This is a genomic window from Photobacterium iliopiscarium (assembly GCF_003026395.1).
Lineage (GTDB): Bacteria > Pseudomonadota > Gammaproteobacteria > Enterobacterales > Vibrionaceae > Photobacterium > Photobacterium iliopiscarium.
The window spans coordinates 444,196-463,325 of record NZ_PYOO01000001.1; the positions used below are offsets into that span (position 1 = coordinate 444,196).

Sequence of the window (19,130 nt, forward strand, 5' to 3'; positions counted from 1 at the left end):
ATTATTTACTCGCTGAGTGTTGCACTTAACTTTTTTTTGGTGCTCAAATTATGACACTTTTCAAACGACAAGTTATTAGTCTCACCGTGTTAGTTTGCTCTGTTGTTAGTGCCGTTACCGCACAACAACTTTATTCAAGCTATTCAACGTTAAAACATCAACATATCGTAACGTCACAAGCAGATATTAATCGAGCTTTAGTTATACTACCTCAGCTTCTCACAAAGCTAAATGTTCCGATCATGTCAAATATTCAAGAGAAAAAATTATTAGCCGTCGTTAATCAATTATTTTCAAATACTAATTATAGTCAAATCAGCCTTACATCAACGGATGCTCGTCAGATCATTCGCCAAGACAACATCATCCCCCCTATTCATTCACCAGCTTGGTTTCAATATATATTTAAAATCCCCTCTCATACTGAACAACGAATAATTGAGCAAAATGATCAATCATTAGGTTTATTAACAATAACTGTACAACCAACGCTTAATTACCAACAATTATGGCAAATAAGTACTCGTACGGTATTAGCCAATATACTTATAGCTATCATATCAAGTTTATTAGTTTATTTTATTTGCTCTAAAAATTTTTCAGCATTAGCGAGATTAACGGCTAGAGCTAAAACCATAGATAATTTAAATCAAGCGCCACTCTCAATACCAAATGAATCAGATTTAGCCATTATTGTGCGTGCTTTCAATAAAATTTGTTATCAATTAGACACAAACTTTAAAAATCAAGCTGATGAAGCAATGAAATTAAGACAACAAGCTTATCTTGATACTATTTCAGGTTTAGGTAATCGAAGTTTCTTTATTCATCAGCTCAGTTCATGGCTCAATGAATCCCACAAAGGTGGACTAGGACTAATTCAGACTGATTTAATCAATGAAAGCTACCAAAATGAAGGCTTTAAAAAAGGTGATGAATTAGTAAAAACAATAGCAACTCGACTAAATGAAGTATTAATATTTAATGATGTAACAATCGCTCGCCTTTCTAAAGATGAGTTTGCGGTTCTAATTCCAAATATTTCCATTGAGAAGCTAAAACTTTGTAGTAATTTATTAATTAATATTTTTAGTGATTTAAGCACCAATACCATCAATGACAATGTTGCTATAGGTTTAGTCTTTAATGAAAGCAAAAGCACACCTAGCCAAATATTAACTCAATTAGATAATGCATTAACGCAGGCAAAAATAATGCCTCACGAAGCAGTGTCACTCATTAAAGATATCAATAATCAAACAACACTTGGCAAACAACAATGGAAATCATTACTTGAAGAAGCTATCAGTGAAGACTTATTCACCTATAAATATCAACCTGCGACACTCTCAAATGGCATTAATTATCATTATGAGGTTTTCACTGCCATTAAGAAAAATAACAACTATTACTCAGCCGGTATGTTTTTAGGTGCTATCGAAGATTTAAAAATAGGGAGTTGGTTTGATCGCCATGTCATTGTCACTATTATTAATAAGTTAAATGCAGATAGACAATGTGGCCCTTTCGCAATAAATATTACTAATAGCTGTATTAATGATCCCAGTTTTATTCGTTGGTTAGATAATTTATTACAGAAAAACATATCCCTTAGTTCTCGACTCTTTTTTGAAATTCAAGAAATCAGTTGTATTAGACATACAGATGCAGCAGGTATTTTATGTTCCATTATTCGTAAATATGAATTTGGGTTTGGCATTGATAACTACGGTCGAAATTTTCAATCATTAACTTATCTAAAAGAATTACAACCTAATTACGTTAAAATTGATTACGTCTATACACACCAACTGAATGATCAAACTAAATCAACGGTATTATCATCAATATGTAGAACTGCCCACAGTCTTAACATTAAAGTTATAGCAACACGGGTAGAAACCGAGACTCAATTAGAACGGTTATCTGAATTGTTTGTTGGTGGCTATCAAGGATTCATCACAGATAAGCAACCACAACCCGCATAACTTATTTACAGTGTAAATTTAAAACCATTTAAAAGTCCATTTACAGTGTAAATGGACTTTTTGTTTTCTTGCTTTACACTGTAAATTTCAATTTCACCTTAAACAAAAAACAATCCTCCTGCTGAATTTACACTGTAAATGATTATCCCCTCAACGCACAAATAAGCATTTGAGTGCATATCAATATTTCTCTATATACTTTTTATTTATTACCACAACTCTCCTTATTATTAGCTGTAGCGGTTGGCTGTGGTGATTAGCTGTGGTTGTTGGCTGTGGTTGTTGGTTGTTGGTTGTTGGTTGTTGGTTGTTGGCTGTGGTTGTTGGCTGTGGTTGTTGGCTGTTGTTGTTGGCTGTAGTGGTTAGCTGTAGTTGTTGGCTAGAATTATAATATTTACAGTGTAAATTAATATTACGATTTACACTGTAAATATAATTTAGCCTCAGTTTACACTGTAAACCAAAACACTATCTCACTACCATTTATGATTTTCATATTGTTCAGCAACTAATTTACCGCGCTCAGTTAAGAAAGCTAAGAATGTCTCCGGATGTTGAGTCACAATCAATTCCTGCGGAAAATCGACATGTGCTAATAAGGATTTAATACTTAAGAAATTACCAACGTCAGCAGCAAAATGGGCATCAGATCCCGTTGTAATCCTGGCTCCAAGCTCTTTAGCCAGTGCCGCAATATCTTCACATCGAGGCGCACTACCAACACGAGAACGTCCCAATGATGAGTTATTAATTTCAACTAGCACATTGTTCTTTGCTGCCGTACGAATTACCGTTTCAAAATCGAAGTCATAATTAGGATTTCCAGGGTGACCAATCGCATCAATCACACCGGACTGTATTGCATTAATCAATGCTTCAGTATGATCACTTTTCGTCATCGGTTTAAAAACGGGCTCATGCAAACTCGCTATCACCCAATCTAATTTCGCTAAAACGGTATTATCAAGATCGACGTCACCCGCAGTATTAACGATATTTGCCTCAACACCACGTAAAACAGCAACGCCTTCAAGAAATCGAGGTAAGACACGTTGATTCGCAAAGTACCAAAAATGAGGGGCACCGGGCATTAAAGATGCATGATCAGTATTACAAAACATTTTTAATCCCTTCGCGGCGGCGGCTTGGGCATTTTCAATAATAGTACTGTAAGCGTGTCCACTTGATAATGTATGTGTATGTGTGTCAACTTGAATCTGCATAATGAAAAACCTTTAATAAATAAGAGAAGATAAAGAGCAATAACGAGCAACGATATCGCGTAAATGCTGTTGAGCTACTTTTCGACTGGCTAAATGATACCGTTCACCCACCACTGACCAGGATTGTTTTTGCAAAATCTTAGCTATCGCAAAACCAATATCATCATTCCAAATACAATCATCTTGCAACAAATATTGCGAGAGCCAACTCTCAAGGCTTGCGACCACAACATCATAACCAAGCCCTCCTTGAATAAAGGTTCGGAGTTGGTGCTCAATTTGTGATTGTGTTAGACCATAACTCAATGGCTGTTGAACATTTTGAGAATATAATTTGAAAAATAATTGGCTATCAAGCTGACTAAATTGCTCAACGCGCTGACAAACAAATGAAGCACTGAACAATGTTACAGCTTCATCAAACCATAATGATGTAGCATTCGATAAGGGTTTAACAAACAATAATGAATGATGACCACTGGCAGCATCTTTAGTGATCCCTAATCGTAATGGCCGTAATAAACAATGAGACCAAAAATCAATAAGCTCATTAGCCGCACCAAAACTTGTCCCGATATAATCAATATTTTCATTCTGTGCTTGTTGTAAAACAGCATCCACCAGATGAGTCCCAATACCTTGTTGCTGAAAGCCATCAGCAACAGCAATGCGCAATATACGATAACAACGCTGCTCGGCCGCAATCGCATAACCTAGATGAGCCGCTAAAGATTGAGCCAATAAATGCCCTTGCGGACGACGTTTACCTTGCATCACTAACTGAGCAAGCTCCGCATCAAACCCACCTTCTTTCGACACCACACAACAACCAATAATTGTCTTCGCTTGTGACGCTACAATCAGTGATAACTCAGGGTCATCCAACAATTGTTGAATATCATTCGGCGATGTTTGGTAATGGGCATTAATCAATAAACCAAAAAGTTGATTTAACAAGCGTTCATTAGCAGCCAATTCAGAGGCGGGTAATACAGAATAGTGAATGGCTTCGAGGTCAGAAATAACATCAATCGCAGTACAGTTTGGCGCTTGAGCGGATAATAGTAACGCCTTAAAAATCCAAGCTTCAAGTGGATCCCCTGTTGCCCATCGAATAGGTTGTTCTAAATGATAACTACGCCATTGTGGCATTTTAGCCGTTAATTGTTGTTTAAATTTAATTTCAAATCCACGTCCAGTACCTTCATAACCGTGAATGGTGGTCGCAAAAACTAATCGATTATGATGCCCAAGTAACGCCATTAAAATAGGGGCTGGTATGGCAGCCGCTTCATCGACCATAATAAAATCAAATTCTGATGCGCGATTAACTATCTCGTCAGCAGCCACAAATTCTAATCGACTAGCGCCATAATGTAATTGATGACGTTGAGTTATTGTTGTCGCTAACCGTAAATTAACATGTTTAAAAACAGTTTCAGCACAAGCAAAAGACGGAGCCGTAACCGCGATTTTAATGGTTCGAGATTGTAATAATTCAGCCGCCGCAATACCAAGCGTTGCCGATTTACCACGGCCACGATCAGCTGACAATACTAATGGGCGCTTACTATGACCGCTTACCACTTTTATGACAGCATCGACAGCCTCAGCTTGACCCGCAGTAACACAAGCTCGTAAAGGATCTACATCAGAAAATATCAACTTGGTTGTTGAATAATGAGGTATAGCAGCTAAAGACAATGAATCAGATAACGGTGACTGTTGTATCAGCATTGCCTCAGAGTCTACAAATAAACGCCCCAAACGTTGATAAAATGGAGTACATGTATCCATCAAACGCCATGCAGGAGGAGCAATAATTACCAAGATCCCCCCTCCTTTAACGGTACCGGAAAGTGCGCCGAGCGTATTAGCATTTAACCCTTCAAATGCATTGATAACCACCATATCAAACTCTTGCCCAAGCCATTGCTTTGACTGTTTAAATGAAGAAGATATAAATGATAGAGGAGCGTTATCTCCCGCCCATAAACGTTGTGAAAAGTAATTTCCAATTACCGTTGCTGTTGTGGTTGCCCATTCAGCATCGCCTTCTAGCACCACTAACTGGCGACAAAAATGGCGTGATAACTGTTGTTGAAGTTGAGCGAAGAAAATATCTAACGGCGCCGACATAAATAGATCCAGAAATAAATGACCAACAGATCATAACACAGCCACAACAGGCATAAAAAAACCACGCATAATTGCGTGGTTTTTATTAAGTAAAATAAACGTTACTTTAGATAATCATTCAAATAAGCTAATACATCATTAATCTGACGATCACTCATCTTTTTAAGCTTAAGTTGTAATTTATCACCGTCACGCATATAAGAGACTTTGCCCTTAATTAAATCTTGCGATGTTGGTTTATCTATAACAACTTTAGGATGTAACTGCTCACCTAATTGCTCTAATTTACCCGTCACCTCACGGGTAATACGACTAATGCCTTGTGCGTTAATCGTCTTCCACAATGATGCGTTATCACCGCTCAAATCAGCAATCATGTGTTGCTGTTGTTCTTGATTTAAACCAAAGAAAATACGGTGAAGTTTCACAATAGTAGGACGGCCAAGCTCGCCAACACTAGGGTAAGCCATCAATAATTCCATTGGTAAACAAGCGGCTTTTAATGCCCCACTCACTAATGCTTCACTACATTGTAAATACTTAGCCAACTCTTTTTGATCAGCAACTTTGCCAGTATCTAACAACGATTGCATTTCTTTGCCACGTTCAAATAAAGATAATGGTTTATGCGCATTCGCAACATCAGACAAGAATTTTGCATGTTCTGTATTAATGCCTTTAGCAACATAAATCAAAAAATCTTTATGAGCAATAATACAAGACATACGACGGCGACTACCGTCTAAGACTTCAATACGACCATCATCAAGCCAACGGCCTACTGCTGGATATTGCTGACCACGATCTTTAAGTGTTACTAAGATATCAGCTAAAGCATGCTCATTTAAAAAAGCTTGTTCACGTGCATTTTCAGCAAAAACGATGGTTTGTGTACTGATATCATCTGCATTTACTTTTACTAATTCAAAAGCAACAGTATCTTCGCCAGCCACCGCTAATTCAATCACCGCAGCTTTATCACGTGCCGCAGTTTGCGCTTCTGTAACGTTGGTTGCACGACGTTTATCGGCTTTACCAAATAAACGTGCATTAAGATCTGTAGTTTTAATTGCCATCTGTCAATTACTCCTCGTTCAAGTTTGCCCAGTGGCTGTGCATAACACGTTCTAATTCAAGACCAACACGCTGAATAGCCTCTTGAGCCGTAGAAAGAGTCTTCTTACCCCCTTCAAATTCAGCCGCTGTAAGGTCAAAAACAGTGCTATAAGTGTCTGCACATGTCTCAAAAGCACGACTTCGTGGTACTGTTGCCATCATTACTTGCTCACGTAACAAGTAATTCATTTCTGTTAATACTGAAACTTGCTTTTTATTATCATCTTCAAACATTGTTGGCATTAAACGAATAAATTCTAATCCATGCCAGTCTTCTGGAAACATCTCATAAACAGTGGGTAAATGCTGAAAGAAGTTAACGGTTGATGCCCAGTCTAAACGTTTAGCAGCACAAGGAATAATCAACGCATTAGATGCATACATTGCATTCCAAACTAATGGATCAATATGAGGACCCGTATCAATCATGATGATATCGAACTCATCAGCAATTGGATCAATCACTTTCTCTTTCAGTAAACGAACAATATCAAGGTCTTGATTTACAGCCAAATCTTGCCATGCATCAGCATTGAACATCGCATCTTCAGGGAAAGCTGCAATTGTTTTAAGATTAGGATATTGGGTCGGCATTACCACATTATCCATCACAAAGTGCTTATCAGTTAACACCCCTTCCGGCACGTTATCTAACATTACATCCACGGCAGAATAAATAGTTTCTTGTTTTCCTATACTAATCAATGGATTAAGGAATAAACGTAACGATCCTTGAGGATCGAGGTCAATAAGACAAATTCGGTAACGTTTATCTAAATCTAATGCTAAACAAGCAGCGATGTGCACTGCTGTCATTGATTTTCCAGTGCCACCTTTTTGATTCTGAACATTTACCACCCAAGGTTTACGTCCAGCACCTTCACGTTGATAGAAAGCAGGTTTTTTGGCTGATGCCATCAATTGATGTGCTTCTTCAAGGGTAATTGAATAGTGGTTGGCTTTATTTTTTGTAAATTGATGCCCTGTCGCTTCCATACGTGAAATAGCATCATCTAACTTTCGACGGGTTAAACCCGAACGCGTTTCCATTAATGCTTTTGACATAGGCGGAAAAACTTCGTCACGACGCTCTTCTAAAACAATTTCAATACGATCTGCTTGTACTTGTTTGGTTTGCTCTGCAATATTGAGCAAATTTTGTATCGTCTGTTCCCTATTCATTAGTACTCTACGCCATGATAATAGACTGCATCTATTGTACAATAAATAAGACTGTAAACAATAAAAAGCTGAACAAAAACATGTGATACCAATCTCAACTAAAAAACAGGGTTTAAAGCAAAAAGCTAAAAAAAATAGACTTTTTAGACTTAAATCTATTTTATTATCCAAGCTAATTACCCAACAAAAGACATTCTATAAAAGTGTTACAACGTCACAAGTTTACATTGTAAATCCAATCCATCGCGATAATTAGCGGAACAATGAAAAAACAGTGACAGTTTACGGATAATGTCATTTCAATAAAAAAGACGTCTAATTTAAGATTTTATTATATTTGCTAATGAAATCATCCAATTTCATTAGCAAATATAAAAAAAACAATGAACAAGACTAAAAACATGCTGAAATTTAAAACAGAGGAAGTTAAAAATACCAATAATGACTTGATCATCGTTCCATATAAAAAGACAAAATACGAAACGATGATCAAGCTTAAATAATCACTAAAATAGCCCTGTAAATTGAATTTTTAAGCCACCTTAATAGCGGAAAAATGATCAAGACTAACCTCAGTAATAGTGACAATCACATTAACAAGACGGAAGCATGCAAAATAGGAGATAAACTACGGAGAATGCTGGTTCAATAAGGGTTGAGGCGCTATAACGACAATCTAAAAATAGATAAAATAGCAAGTTGACTGACTTAACAAACAAGATTGAAATACATTAAATGTGTGATGATCATTGATCCAATAACCAAGACATGACGAACAACAGCTTCTTACGGTTAAATATCACTTTAATGACGTGTTAATTCAATCACAACCGCCATACAATAAGCCGATAATAAAATAAAATAACACCCTAAACGTTGAAAACACGCCAACATGATCATCTTTCCAATGAAAAAAGGCCATCTCAAGCATAAAAATCACTAATACTCGGCACCAATTGAGTAATTTTCATCATGGTTGTGGATAACATTGTGGAAAAGGTGATAACGAATGATGATCATGCTTTCAATATTATTATGATCATGTTTTCATGTTGATAATGATCATCTTTCCGTGGTTATGATGATCATGCTTTCAAGCTTCATATGATCATGTTTCTGGGTTTTCTTTGATCATCGTTCCAATAGTTGATAAAATAATAACCTTAATAAACAATGTGTTAAAATCAAATTTGAGACATGATCATTAGATCATATTATCAATAAGATCAGTTTTAATCATAAAGATCAGTTTTAAAATCTTTAAATAAAAAACTTTATTTATTGATCTTTTTCTATTAATCTTTACGGAAAGATGATGCTTCTACGGCTAATGACAAATGAATCCGGTTCGAAATACTAAAAAAAATCCGATTGATAAAATATTGATCGAGGCGCCAAGATCACACAAAGATGGTCATTTATTTGTGATCCCTGCAAATTTGATTGATTGGTTACCCCAATACCAACATTTTAAAGGCGTGACCAAAAGTATTATTGAGCTATTGAATATTATTTCATTACGTGGCTTATCAAGCCAAGATGGTATGGTTTCAACAACAGAACTTATTGAAGCGACAGAAGGGCAGTTAACTCGAGCCGCTATTCAGCAACGCTTACGTGCCGCCGTCAGTGTTGGATTATTTAATCAACAACCAGTACGATTTGAAGAAGGTCTTGCTGGTAAGACAATGTTGCATCATTTCATTAATCCTGCATTGCTAATATCTCAACTTGGCACTGGTAGTTTATTATCAGAACAATTTAAACAACGTGAAAAACAGAAACGTTCTAAAGCATTAGCTCAAAATCATGTGAATCGACGCTTACTGACTGAATATGGTTTAGGTACTCCACCTTCGATGCCCGATGAAGCGGATCAAATTGTGGTTTCCCCAACAAGTTGGGCAGGAATTATTGATCAAGCTTTAGCGCCACCACGAACAAAGAAAAGTTATCAAAAAGCGATGGTTGCGATCAGCGGTACTAAAGCGATCATTGAAACACGATCTTCAAAATCGATCATGACCGTTGATGATCTTATGACGCTATTTGCGTTATTTACACTAACGGTACAATACCACGATCACCATCTTGCTGATTATGAGATCCAGCTTCGCTCTATGGCAAATAAAACACCCGTATATATTACTGATATTTTGGCATTACGTGGCAAAAAAGACAGCGGACCTGCTCGTGATTCTATTCGTGAAAGTATTGATCGTATTGAATTTACTGATTTCCAGTTACATGAATTAACGGGTCGTTGGCTTAGTGACAATATGCCAGAAGGGTTTAAAAGTGATCGGTTTCGATTTATAGCTCGAACGATCACAGCATCAGAAGAAGCCCCGCAAGAGGGGGAAGATGGCGAAATTCGCATCAAACCTAATTTGTATATTCTAGTGTGGGAACCTTCATTTTTTGATGAATTATTAACCCGCGATTATTTCTTCTTATTTCCGCCAGAGATTTTACGTCAACATACTTTAGTATTTCAGTTATATACATTTTTTCGAAGTCGCATGTCTCGTCGTGTTGTTGATTCAATGCTTTTAAGTGAATTAAATCAAAAGCTTGCTAGAAATATCGAATGGCGTCGTTTTTCTTCAGATATTATTCGTGAATTAAAAAAATTGGCAGAAGGTAAAGTTACTGAGACGATGTTTGCGGTTAATTTATGGGGCTATCATTTAACGATTTCTGCTGATGACATCGATAAACGCTATACTGATTATCGAGTCGATATTAAATCAGATGCGGAAGAAGTTATTCGTTATTCACGTGCAAAAACCACCAATGAAGGCAAACGTAATATGGCACCAACAATGCCAAACCCATTACGCAATGAGATCATGCCGAAACAAGCATTAGATCAATTATCAGCGATCATTGATGGCGAATTTGAACCGATCCAGCGTAAAGAACCTCGCCCGCGAGGACGTTTAGGACGTCGGATTAAGTTGCGAAAGCATTTAGTTGAAATCAATGCTGATGAGCTCACTATCGTTTTATCTAAATATACCTCTTCAGAAGCTCTACAACGTAGTATTACTGCTTTATCTGCAATGACGGGTCATCCTGCTACTACAATTACAGAAGAGTGTCAGGGCTATCTGGAGAAGCTTGACTGGTTACATGTTGCTGGTGAGCGTGTGAGTTATGAAACATTGAGTAAAACGGTTGAGTTATACAACAGTCGTCAAGATGAACGACATTTATCAATTGAACGTTTAATTTCTGGTTTAGCGGTACGTCGAAAAGTGTGTAAATTAGTGCATGAAGGCCATATAACAGATCAAGTATTAACTGCCTTAGATGACGTTGCTAAAGGCATTTAAACGGTCGTAATGGTTAGAGAACAGAGAAAGAGCGTGTTTATCGACGCTCTTTTTGTTTTAATACACATCAATGAGTTAACACGTAATATTGGATGAATATTACGTGGCACTAAGTATTATTGCTCGCGGAGTTAGACGATGTTGTTTAGTAAAAAGAATTTTAGCAGTGCTGTATATTGTATTTTAATTAGTACACCAGCTGTTAATATCTATGCTGCAGCAGTAGATCGCCCGGTTATTGATCGCCCTAAAATTGGACTAGTACTTAGTGGTGGTGGCGCTAAAGGTGCGGCACATATTGGCGTACTTGAAGTTTTAGAAGAAAATCGAATTCCGGTTGATATTGTGACGGGTACGAGTATGGGAGCCTATGTCGGTGGCATGTACGCGATGGGTTTTTCAGCACAAGACGTTAAAACAAGAACGTTTAGTATTGACTGGAATACGGGGTATATCGATCGAGCTAGTCGTAATGATCTCTCGTTACGAAGAAAAAAACAAGGTGATACTTATCAATTACATACCGATTTAGGTTTAGATATCAATGGTGAGTTTAAGTCTCGTCCTGGCGCTTTTCAAGGTCAAGGATTAGCTGTTATTCTACGAGAGCTTACGGTTAACTTACCAGCATTAAAAACCTTTGATCGGCTTGCTATTCCTTACCGCAGTGTTGCCACTGATATTACTAAGGTAACTCCTGTTGTGATTGGTTCTGGTAATTTAGCGACAGCCATGCAAGCATCCATGACCGTTCCTGGCGCATTAAAACCCGTCCACCTAGATAATAAGTTACTTGTTGACGGTGGGGTCGTTAATAACATGCCGGTTGATGTAGCAAGACAGCTTGGGGCTGATGTTATTATTGCGGTTGATTTACGTGATAGTTTAATGCCTAAAAAAGAGTTAGACAGTGCATTAAATATTGTGTCACAGCTAACAACGTTTATGACCAATGCCAGTGCTGATTATCAAAAAAGCTTAATGAAGCCCAATGATATTTATTTGCAACCCAATGTTTCTTTTATGACCGCAGCTGATTTTGATAAGTTAGATCAAGCTTATCAAGCTGGGCGAAAAATAGCCCAAGCATCACTTCCTCGTTTATTACGTTATCAATTATCTGTTGCTGATTATGCGAAATATAATAAGCAAAAAAACATGAGACGAGCACGATTATCGGCACAAGACTCTTATTTTATTGATGATATTGAAATTATAAATAATACTAATTTACCGGATAAAACATTATTAGCTAAATTAGAATTAAAAAAAGATAAAGTAATTTCTAATGAGGAATTAGAGCAGGCTGTTAAACGTTTACAAAGTGAAGATATATATGGGCGAATTAATTATTCAATAAAACAAAAAGATAATAAAAATATTCTCATTATGGATATTAATGAAAAATCTTGGGGTCCTGGATATTTAAACTTTACATTGGCATTTGAAGATGACTTTGAAAGTCGTTCTGATTTTTCTTTTGGCGCACAATATGTTTATACCGATCTAACTGATAAAGGTGGTGAGTGGTTGTTAGAATGGAAATTGGGTAGTTGGAAAAATATCACTACTGAATTTTATTTCCCTATAGATTATCAACAACACTTTTTCACTGCATTTGGTGCTGAAACGAGTAATGAAATTCGTCGATTTGATAATTTTAGTTATTCTAATGTAGATGCTGAATTAAAAAATATTGATGCTAAATATAATCAAACAAATGCTTATGCTGAAATGGGATGGAATATAAAACCATGGGCGGCATTAACATTAGGCTATAAAGGTCAGACTGGCAGTATTAAGGTATCAGCACTGGACAGCAAAGAAGATTATGATTTATATGGGCCATATTTAGATTTTACCTATGATGATTTAGACAGCTTTTTCTTTCCATCTTATGGTTCTTATTTAAATAGTGAGATTGGTTATAGTAATACCTTTCGTCGACCAAATTCAGGTTTATCAGAATCTGGGGATACAGTGTATTATAATTTATCAATAATAAAGCCATTTACATATGATAAACATACTGTTGTATTTTCAATAAAAACAGCGGGTTCAGATGCCGATAATTTACTACCTATCTATGCACAAGATCTCGGTGGGTTATTTAATTTATCAGGGTATCACCGTTATGAAATAAATGGTCGTTATAGTGCTTTAACCAGTTTAATATATCGTTATCGTGTTATTGATAATAATTTTGGTGCATTTAAATTTCCAGTATATGTTGGTGGATCACTTGAAAAAGGTGGCGTATGGGCTCGTACTTCTGAAATGAGTTGGCGCAGTGCAATTACTGCGGGTAGTGTGTATGTTGCCGCAGATTCGATTTTAGGACCGGTTTATTTGAGTTATGGTCAAACATCAACAGGTGAAAGTTCATTCTATCTTTCATTAGGTGGAACATTATAAATACAAATGCATTGATGTTTATTTATAATGGAAGGGTATTGTAGATGAATATATATTTAATACTTTACATATATTTGACAAAATAAAATGAATTTAGTTGATAATTGTTAACGATACACTTTTGCTTTTATTTGTTTTTATTTATAAGGATATAAATAAGAAGAAAATATTTAAAAGTATTATATGATTTTTCGAGCCTCTTGAGGCTCGTTTTTTTTTGTTATTAATTTGATTGAATACAGGCATAAAAATGCCCCCTAATAATATCGATTAATAAGGGGCGAATAATAGAATGATTATTTAGTATTCCCAATGTGAAATATTATGTGATCCACTAAATTGATTAGGGAAATAATCTTCACACTTACCTTCACGCCATACATCAGCTGTTGCACAGTGTAAGCCGCCGCCAAATGCATAAGCATCACGTAAATCAACGGGAATAACGTTAAAGCCGAGTTTATCAAATTGCTCCATTTGTGCTTTTTCACTGGCTTCAACACACACTGTTTTATGATCAATGATTAAAGTATTCATTGATAGCCATGTGCTTGAATAACAAAGTGGTGGCGGGTTATCCCACGCAGGTTTAACCGCTTCAACAATCTGCCAATCATTCTTTTCAAAAATTTCACGTTGACCTGCAAATAATGGCCGATGTGGGTTAAGTAACATTAAGCCTGGGCGTAAAGGACAGAATGTTGCGTCAATATGAATGGGATGGTTATCAGCAAAGCTTAACGTGTGAATACGATATCCCATTGGCTCATATTTACGCTTGATCCAGTGAATACCCGCTAAGTTAGTTGTAAGACCATGTTGGACAAAGATATCTTTACCTAAACGCATAACATCTGCGGCATCAAAGAGAATATCTGTTTCTCTGGTGCTGTATTCTTTATTTAATGAACGCGCCATTGTTTCTTCATCAGATAAATATTCATAGGCAGCAACATAATCCATACGGAAACTATCGTCAGATAAGCGAGGGCGTGGTGCTTGCTCGATCATGCATTGTTGATCTGATTCAAAATACTCACGTAGAAGATCTGTGTATGCCAAATATTCAAAATAGCGGCTACGAAAGCTCATCGGTGCCATTAGCATGCTTTTACCCATGGTAAGCAAGCAGTCACGAGGTGGCATACAGCCAAAGCCAGAGCTAATCGAAAAATCAGGGGTATTGATACTATTATGCCAGTCAACCGCTCCTGGACGATCAACGATGATGCCGCGATTTTCAAGGATCTGAGCAAAGCCATTTAAACACTCATTTGCACGATCAATAGATTCTTGAGTACGACGTCCCGCTTTGCTACCACGCATTGGTGAATCAGCAGGGATTTTTTCATTACTGGCAGGGCAAGCTTCTGGAATATGTTGGTTATCAGCAATACCAACAATCACATGGCGAAGAGGATCGAAATCGTTATAAGATTCAACATGTAGGCCCGGTCTAACATAAGGTACACCAGATTCTTTACGCTCAAGGGGTAAAGAAGCATTTGGATAAAAGTCGTTAGAAATACTCATTGCAAATTCTCCATGAGAATGAATAATTGTATTGAAACAGAGTTTATTGACACATTGCTCGTTAGATGATCTATGGCAAATATTTATTGTTGTTATTTAACAATGTGTTATTTCGCTGCCTCTCACTGTTGAAGGCCATGTGTTGTGCTCTTCAATGACTTTATAATGCGCCTTTAAAATTCATTTTATAGCGAAGTTCTGCTGATAAATGTCGATTATATGCTGAGAATGGTATTTATAGCGGTTGTTACACTTTTGGGTTATGAATAATAAAGAACAATCAGTAATGACGATTTTTATGGCACAATTAATATGCTAATTTCAGTTATTACTTAAAAAGCTTGATGGAATATCACATATTTGAAAAAAGAATTTATTGGGTCAGTGAATAACTGCTCACTTTTTATTAAAGCATCTAGCTCTGTGGCATAAAGTTGTAATAATAGGCTGAGTAAAGGAGAGCAGGTTATGTATCAAAAGATAATAGCAAATACGCCTAAATTTTTGATGTTTGATTTACAACCACTGATTGAGAATAAGAATTTTATTTTTGGTGCTGATTATATATTGATTCGCCCTAAAAAAAATGGCTGCATATTACATTTATCATCCACTCAAATTCCGTTAGCTGTTGGGCAATTAGTTTTATTAGCGCCTTTTAATCCTTTTAAAATTAGTGTTGAGGCCGTTAATAATAAAATAACGGCAGGTGATGCATTGCATTTTCGTTTAAATGCATTGGGGCAAACGTTTATTGATAGTATTCAGTTTAATAATATAAAAAACATGTTAGATCATGCTAAACAAGGCTTGTTGTTTGACGGTGAGGAGCTAGGACCACTATTTGAAATTATAGATAACATCGAGAACACGTTTGATTTTAAGCAACTACTCAATATATTGATGTTACTTGATCAATTAACAAAAACTAAACCGCAGCAAATATTAGAAACCCACCAGCTTGCTTTTTCTACCACAAAAAGAACCGAAAATCGGGTTGATCTTGTATTGCAGTACATTACTTCAAATCTTGCAGAACCGTTAACTGTGACTATTGTTGCCCAGCAATTACACATGGCTGAAAGTACATTTTCGCGGTTTTTTCATACTCATTTAGGGGTGACATTTCGGCAATATTTAATTGAGCAGCGGGTGAAACAAGCAGCAAGATATTTAGTGTCGACAGATTGGACGATTGCTTATATTGGGGCCGAAGTGGGTTTTTCATCGTTATCCAACTTTAATGAAAAATTTAAAACGTTATTGCACGTAACGCCTCGCTATTATCGAGCCAATCATTTGTCGCTACGGGAAAACATTGATAATTCACAATCGATACAAGGCCAATTACAAAAACAATTTCACCAGTGGCAAACCAATGTGGTTGTATAAATAATAAGAGAATAACGGTGAAATTATTCTCTTGTTATAATTAACGTAGATAATTTGCAATTAACTGATATTGGCAACATTTTGCCACCAATGCATAACTACAACATGCCAATAGTGAAGCATAAAGTGGTGCTTCAACCCAGCCTAACTGAAACTCGACAAACAGTAAGCATCCACTAAAAAAGCCAATCACTAATGCACTGAGTGCTGCATAAATATTACCAGGAAACCAATGAGCTAATAACGTTGGGGCGACCAATGCTGCCATTAAAGTACCTGAGCCTAAAATAGCCAACATTGACAGCATAAAAGGGGGCGCAAACAGCATGATAATAAACCCTAACCCTCCAAGGCCCAACACGGCACTACGATTAAGCAGTAATAGTTGCTTCGCTGTCAGGGAGGAATGTGGCCACAATGCTTGGCGTAAATCATGAGACACTGCGCCTGAAATAGCATGTAAAACTGAGTTTGCCGTTGATTTCATTGCAAATAAAATAAACAGGGTCACAATTGCAGATAAATAAGGTGAGAGAAATTGGGTCAGAAAGACGGGCATGGCATCGTCAGGGTTGGTAAGTGTGGGCACCTTTACACGAATATAACAGCCAACAATAGGAACAAGGCTCAATAAACACGCCATTGGCATCATATAAGCCGCGACATGATGCAATTTCGTGGTGTTAGCAAATGCCATAAAACGTACGGACATATAAGGTAGGGTTGCACTGTAAATAAACGCATAGGGCAGTACCATTAGAACATGCCAGCGGCTGCTACCATAAGGCCCTGAATCTTGTGGATCTAATAAGTTTGTGTCGATGCTATTAAGTTGTTCTATTAATTGTTGCGGAGGAAGATCTGTAAAAATAGTCACCATAATAATAATGGCGGATAAGCACATACCGAGCACCATAAAGGTATCCGTAAACGCGACGGCGGCAAGCCCTCCAATAGAGGTGTAGAGAATAATAATCGCGACCATAATAAACGAGGCGGTTGTTTGGCTGATACCCAGCCATTGTCCGGCTAATAATCCTAATGCTTTAATTTGACCGACGAGAAAAATCAGTAATAGCACAATGGTTATAATGGCACAGAATGCTTGGGTAATACGTTTGACACTTTGTGGACCGTCATGGCTGACGGCAATATATTCAGCAATTGTTAATGTCCCCATAGTTTGGGCTTTTTGGTGTAGAAATCGCGCACAAAAAAGGACCGCTAAAATCATGGCTGGCGCAAAGAAAAAATTACCTAATAATTCAATTACACCATATTTATAGGCAACCCCAGGCGATCCCATAAATCCCCAGCCAGAAAACGCGGTTGCAACGATAGTCGAGGCTCCAATAAAAGGGCCTAAACAATTAGCGGCCAATAAAAAACCACCCTCACCCTTGCTACTGTGCATCACTTTATTACTGTAAAGGGCTAAACCGACCATAATCGTCACGGTCACGAATAGTAAGCCCCAGTTGAGTGAGGTATTCATCGTGTCACCTTATAATAGTGGTAATGGTTTGTGAGATTGCGGTTTATGAGATAATGCCCGTTTCTTGATGATATTAATCACGATCTCTCCCATACCTCCCCCAATCACCAATACGCCACCAATAGCTTGTAAAACCGTTAATGATTCACTAAAGACTAAAATACCCAGCCCTGCACCAACAACAGTCTCTAAATAAGAAATACATGCCAGTTCAGCGGCTTTTAAATGTTTAGCGGCAATGGTTAATAATGACAATGCGCCAAAACCAATAAAGAACCCCATTGAAATTAGCCATAACCATGAGGTGCCATCCATTGCTGCTAATGATGGTGGATTAATGACAAAGCAAATCGCAATGGCTATCGCACCAAATGAAAAGTTAAATAATGAACGCGAGTCTGAACCAATATCGGTACGGTAACGACTAAAGAATAGATACAAGCCATAGCCGATACCTGATATTAATCCCAGAATATCACCGACCATATTTTCTTTAGAAAACGACAACGATAATGTTAACCCTGTTTGAGGGGTATAACTGATAATGCCGATAATAAATAAACAGCCAATAAATACCGCGGTTAACATCGATGCAGTAAGGGCTGAAATTTTCTCTTTTAAGAAAATAGCCGCTAAAATAGTAGAGAAAACAGGGCCGGTATAAATTAAAAATACCGCATTGGCTAAGGTTGTATATTGGGTCGCAGAGACATAAGCGGCTAAACATAATCCTAAGCACACGCCACTGGTGATTACTGCGGGGGTGAGTTTAATGCTTTTTAGTTGTTGCGCTTTACCTTGGTAGATCATAATAGCAAAAATACAGACTGCGCCAACGATCATACGAGTAAATGCAATAACATCGCCACTGGTATTAATGTTCCTAGAAAATAAACCAACACAGCCCATCAGTGTGGCAGAAACAATCATAGTGGTATATCCAAGCGTTTTAGGGTTCATTTTATACTCCTTGAATGGGTACTATTTGATGGGTTAACCAATGACCCACCATCGGAATACTGTTGATAAATAAAAACACCAGTGACAGTGATCCAGAGGATGATATTGGCAATAATAAAAGCATCAATTGTCCAATAACCTGTTGGCATTACTTTTTCCTTATGTTTAAGAAGCGGAAGTAATTAAAGGAAATGCTACTATTTATTAATAACAATAATTGATGATTTTTAGTTAATGGGCTAGCTAAAAGCTGCTATAAAATAACCAATAAATGCTTTCTATTTTGAAATGAGATCTGGGTCATTTTTAGACGCGAAGCCGAAAAGGGAAGGGGAATTGATAATTTGGT

The 19,130-nt window shown here is 37.1% G+C and carries 13 protein-coding genes; 5 read left to right on the forward strand and 8 right to left on the reverse strand.

Annotated features, from left to right (window positions below; translation table 11 throughout):
* The first annotated feature begins 50 nt into the window (after positions 1 to 50).
* Positions 51 to 1,988 (forward strand): bifunctional diguanylate cyclase/phosphodiesterase, encoded by a 1,938-nt coding sequence (locus tag C9J51_RS01990; RefSeq protein WP_045037066.1) that lies wholly within the window; start codon positions 51 to 53, stop codon positions 1,986 to 1,988.
* A gap of 262 nt (positions 1,989 to 2,250) precedes the next feature.
* Positions 2,251 to 2,379, forward strand: coding sequence for a hypothetical protein (locus C9J51_RS19680; RefSeq protein WP_282957810.1), 129 nt, complete (start codon positions 2,251 to 2,253; stop codon positions 2,377 to 2,379).
* Positions 2,380 to 2,464: 85 nt separating this feature from the next.
* Here C9J51_RS19680 and C9J51_RS01995 read toward each other — a convergent pair whose 3' ends face one another.
* The 4 genes from C9J51_RS01995 to C9J51_RS02010 all read right to left on the reverse strand — a co-directional run bounded on the left by C9J51_RS01995 (position 2,465) and on the right by C9J51_RS02010 (position 7,648).
* Entirely contained in the window at positions 2,465 to 3,211 is a 747-nt protein-coding gene (locus tag C9J51_RS01995) for a phosphatase (protein ID WP_045039972.1), read from the reverse strand.
* 12 nt (positions 3,212 to 3,223) lie between these two features.
* Complete coding sequence (locus C9J51_RS02000) at positions 3,224 to 5,350, reverse strand: tRNA(Met) cytidine acetyltransferase TmcA (protein ID WP_045039971.1); 2,127 nt, start codon at positions 5,348 to 5,350, stop codon at positions 3,224 to 3,226.
* Between the two features lie 101 nt (positions 5,351 to 5,451).
* The gene (locus C9J51_RS02005) at positions 5,452 to 6,426 is read right to left on the reverse strand and encodes a ParB/RepB/Spo0J family partition protein (protein WP_045037063.1); all 975 of its coding nucleotides are present in this window, start codon (positions 6,424 to 6,426) and stop codon (positions 5,452 to 5,454) included.
* Between the two features lie 7 nt (positions 6,427 to 6,433).
* Positions 6,434 to 7,648, reverse strand: a complete 1,215-nt coding sequence (locus C9J51_RS02010) for an AAA family ATPase (RefSeq protein ID WP_045037062.1) — start codon at positions 7,646 to 7,648, stop codon at positions 6,434 to 6,436.
* A gap of 1,337 nt (positions 7,649 to 8,985) precedes the next feature.
* Here C9J51_RS02010 and C9J51_RS02015 point away from each other — a divergent pair.
* Positions 8,986 to 10,986: a replication initiator protein RctB domain-containing protein gene (locus C9J51_RS02015; protein ID WP_045037061.1), complete on the forward strand. Its 2,001-nt coding sequence runs from the start codon at positions 8,986 to 8,988 to the stop codon at positions 10,984 to 10,986.
* A gap of 138 nt (positions 10,987 to 11,124) precedes the next feature.
* Positions 11,125 to 13,401: a patatin-like phospholipase family protein gene (locus tag C9J51_RS02020; RefSeq protein WP_107250119.1), complete on the forward strand. Its 2,277-nt coding sequence runs from the start codon at positions 11,125 to 11,127 to the stop codon at positions 13,399 to 13,401.
* Positions 13,402 to 13,701: 300 nt separating this feature from the next.
* Here the strand turns inward: C9J51_RS02020 and C9J51_RS02025 are convergent, their stop codons facing one another.
* Positions 13,702 to 14,934, reverse strand: coding sequence for a serine/threonine protein kinase (locus C9J51_RS02025; RefSeq protein ID WP_045039970.1), 1,233 nt, complete (start codon positions 14,932 to 14,934; stop codon positions 13,702 to 13,704).
* 468 nt (positions 14,935 to 15,402) lie between these two features.
* Here C9J51_RS02025 and C9J51_RS02030 point away from each other — a divergent pair, with 468 nt between their 5' ends.
* Positions 15,403 to 16,326 (forward strand): helix-turn-helix transcriptional regulator, encoded by a 924-nt coding sequence (locus tag C9J51_RS02030; RefSeq protein WP_107274822.1) that lies wholly within the window; start codon positions 15,403 to 15,405, stop codon positions 16,324 to 16,326.
* A gap of 40 nt (positions 16,327 to 16,366) precedes the next feature.
* Here the strand turns inward: C9J51_RS02030 and C9J51_RS02035 are convergent, their stop codons facing one another.
* Genes C9J51_RS02035 through C9J51_RS19440 form a run of 3 tightly spaced genes read right to left on the reverse strand, consistent with a single transcriptional unit; the run spans position 16,367 to position 18,930 of the window.
* The gene (locus C9J51_RS02035; RefSeq protein ID WP_045039969.1) at positions 16,367 to 17,821 is read right to left on the reverse strand and encodes a sodium:solute symporter family protein; all 1,455 of its coding nucleotides are present in this window, start codon (positions 17,819 to 17,821) and stop codon (positions 16,367 to 16,369) included.
* A 9-nt stretch (positions 17,822 to 17,830) separates the two neighbouring features.
* Positions 17,831 to 18,781, reverse strand: coding sequence for a DMT family transporter (locus C9J51_RS02040; RefSeq protein WP_045039968.1), 951 nt, complete (start codon positions 18,779 to 18,781; stop codon positions 17,831 to 17,833).
* Positions 18,778 to 18,930, reverse strand: coding sequence for a hypothetical protein (locus C9J51_RS19440; RefSeq protein WP_156137072.1), 153 nt, complete (start codon positions 18,928 to 18,930; stop codon positions 18,778 to 18,780). Before C9J51_RS19440 ends, C9J51_RS02040 begins: the two co-directional genes overlap by 4 nt.
* Positions 18,931 to 19,130 lie beyond the last annotated feature (200 nt).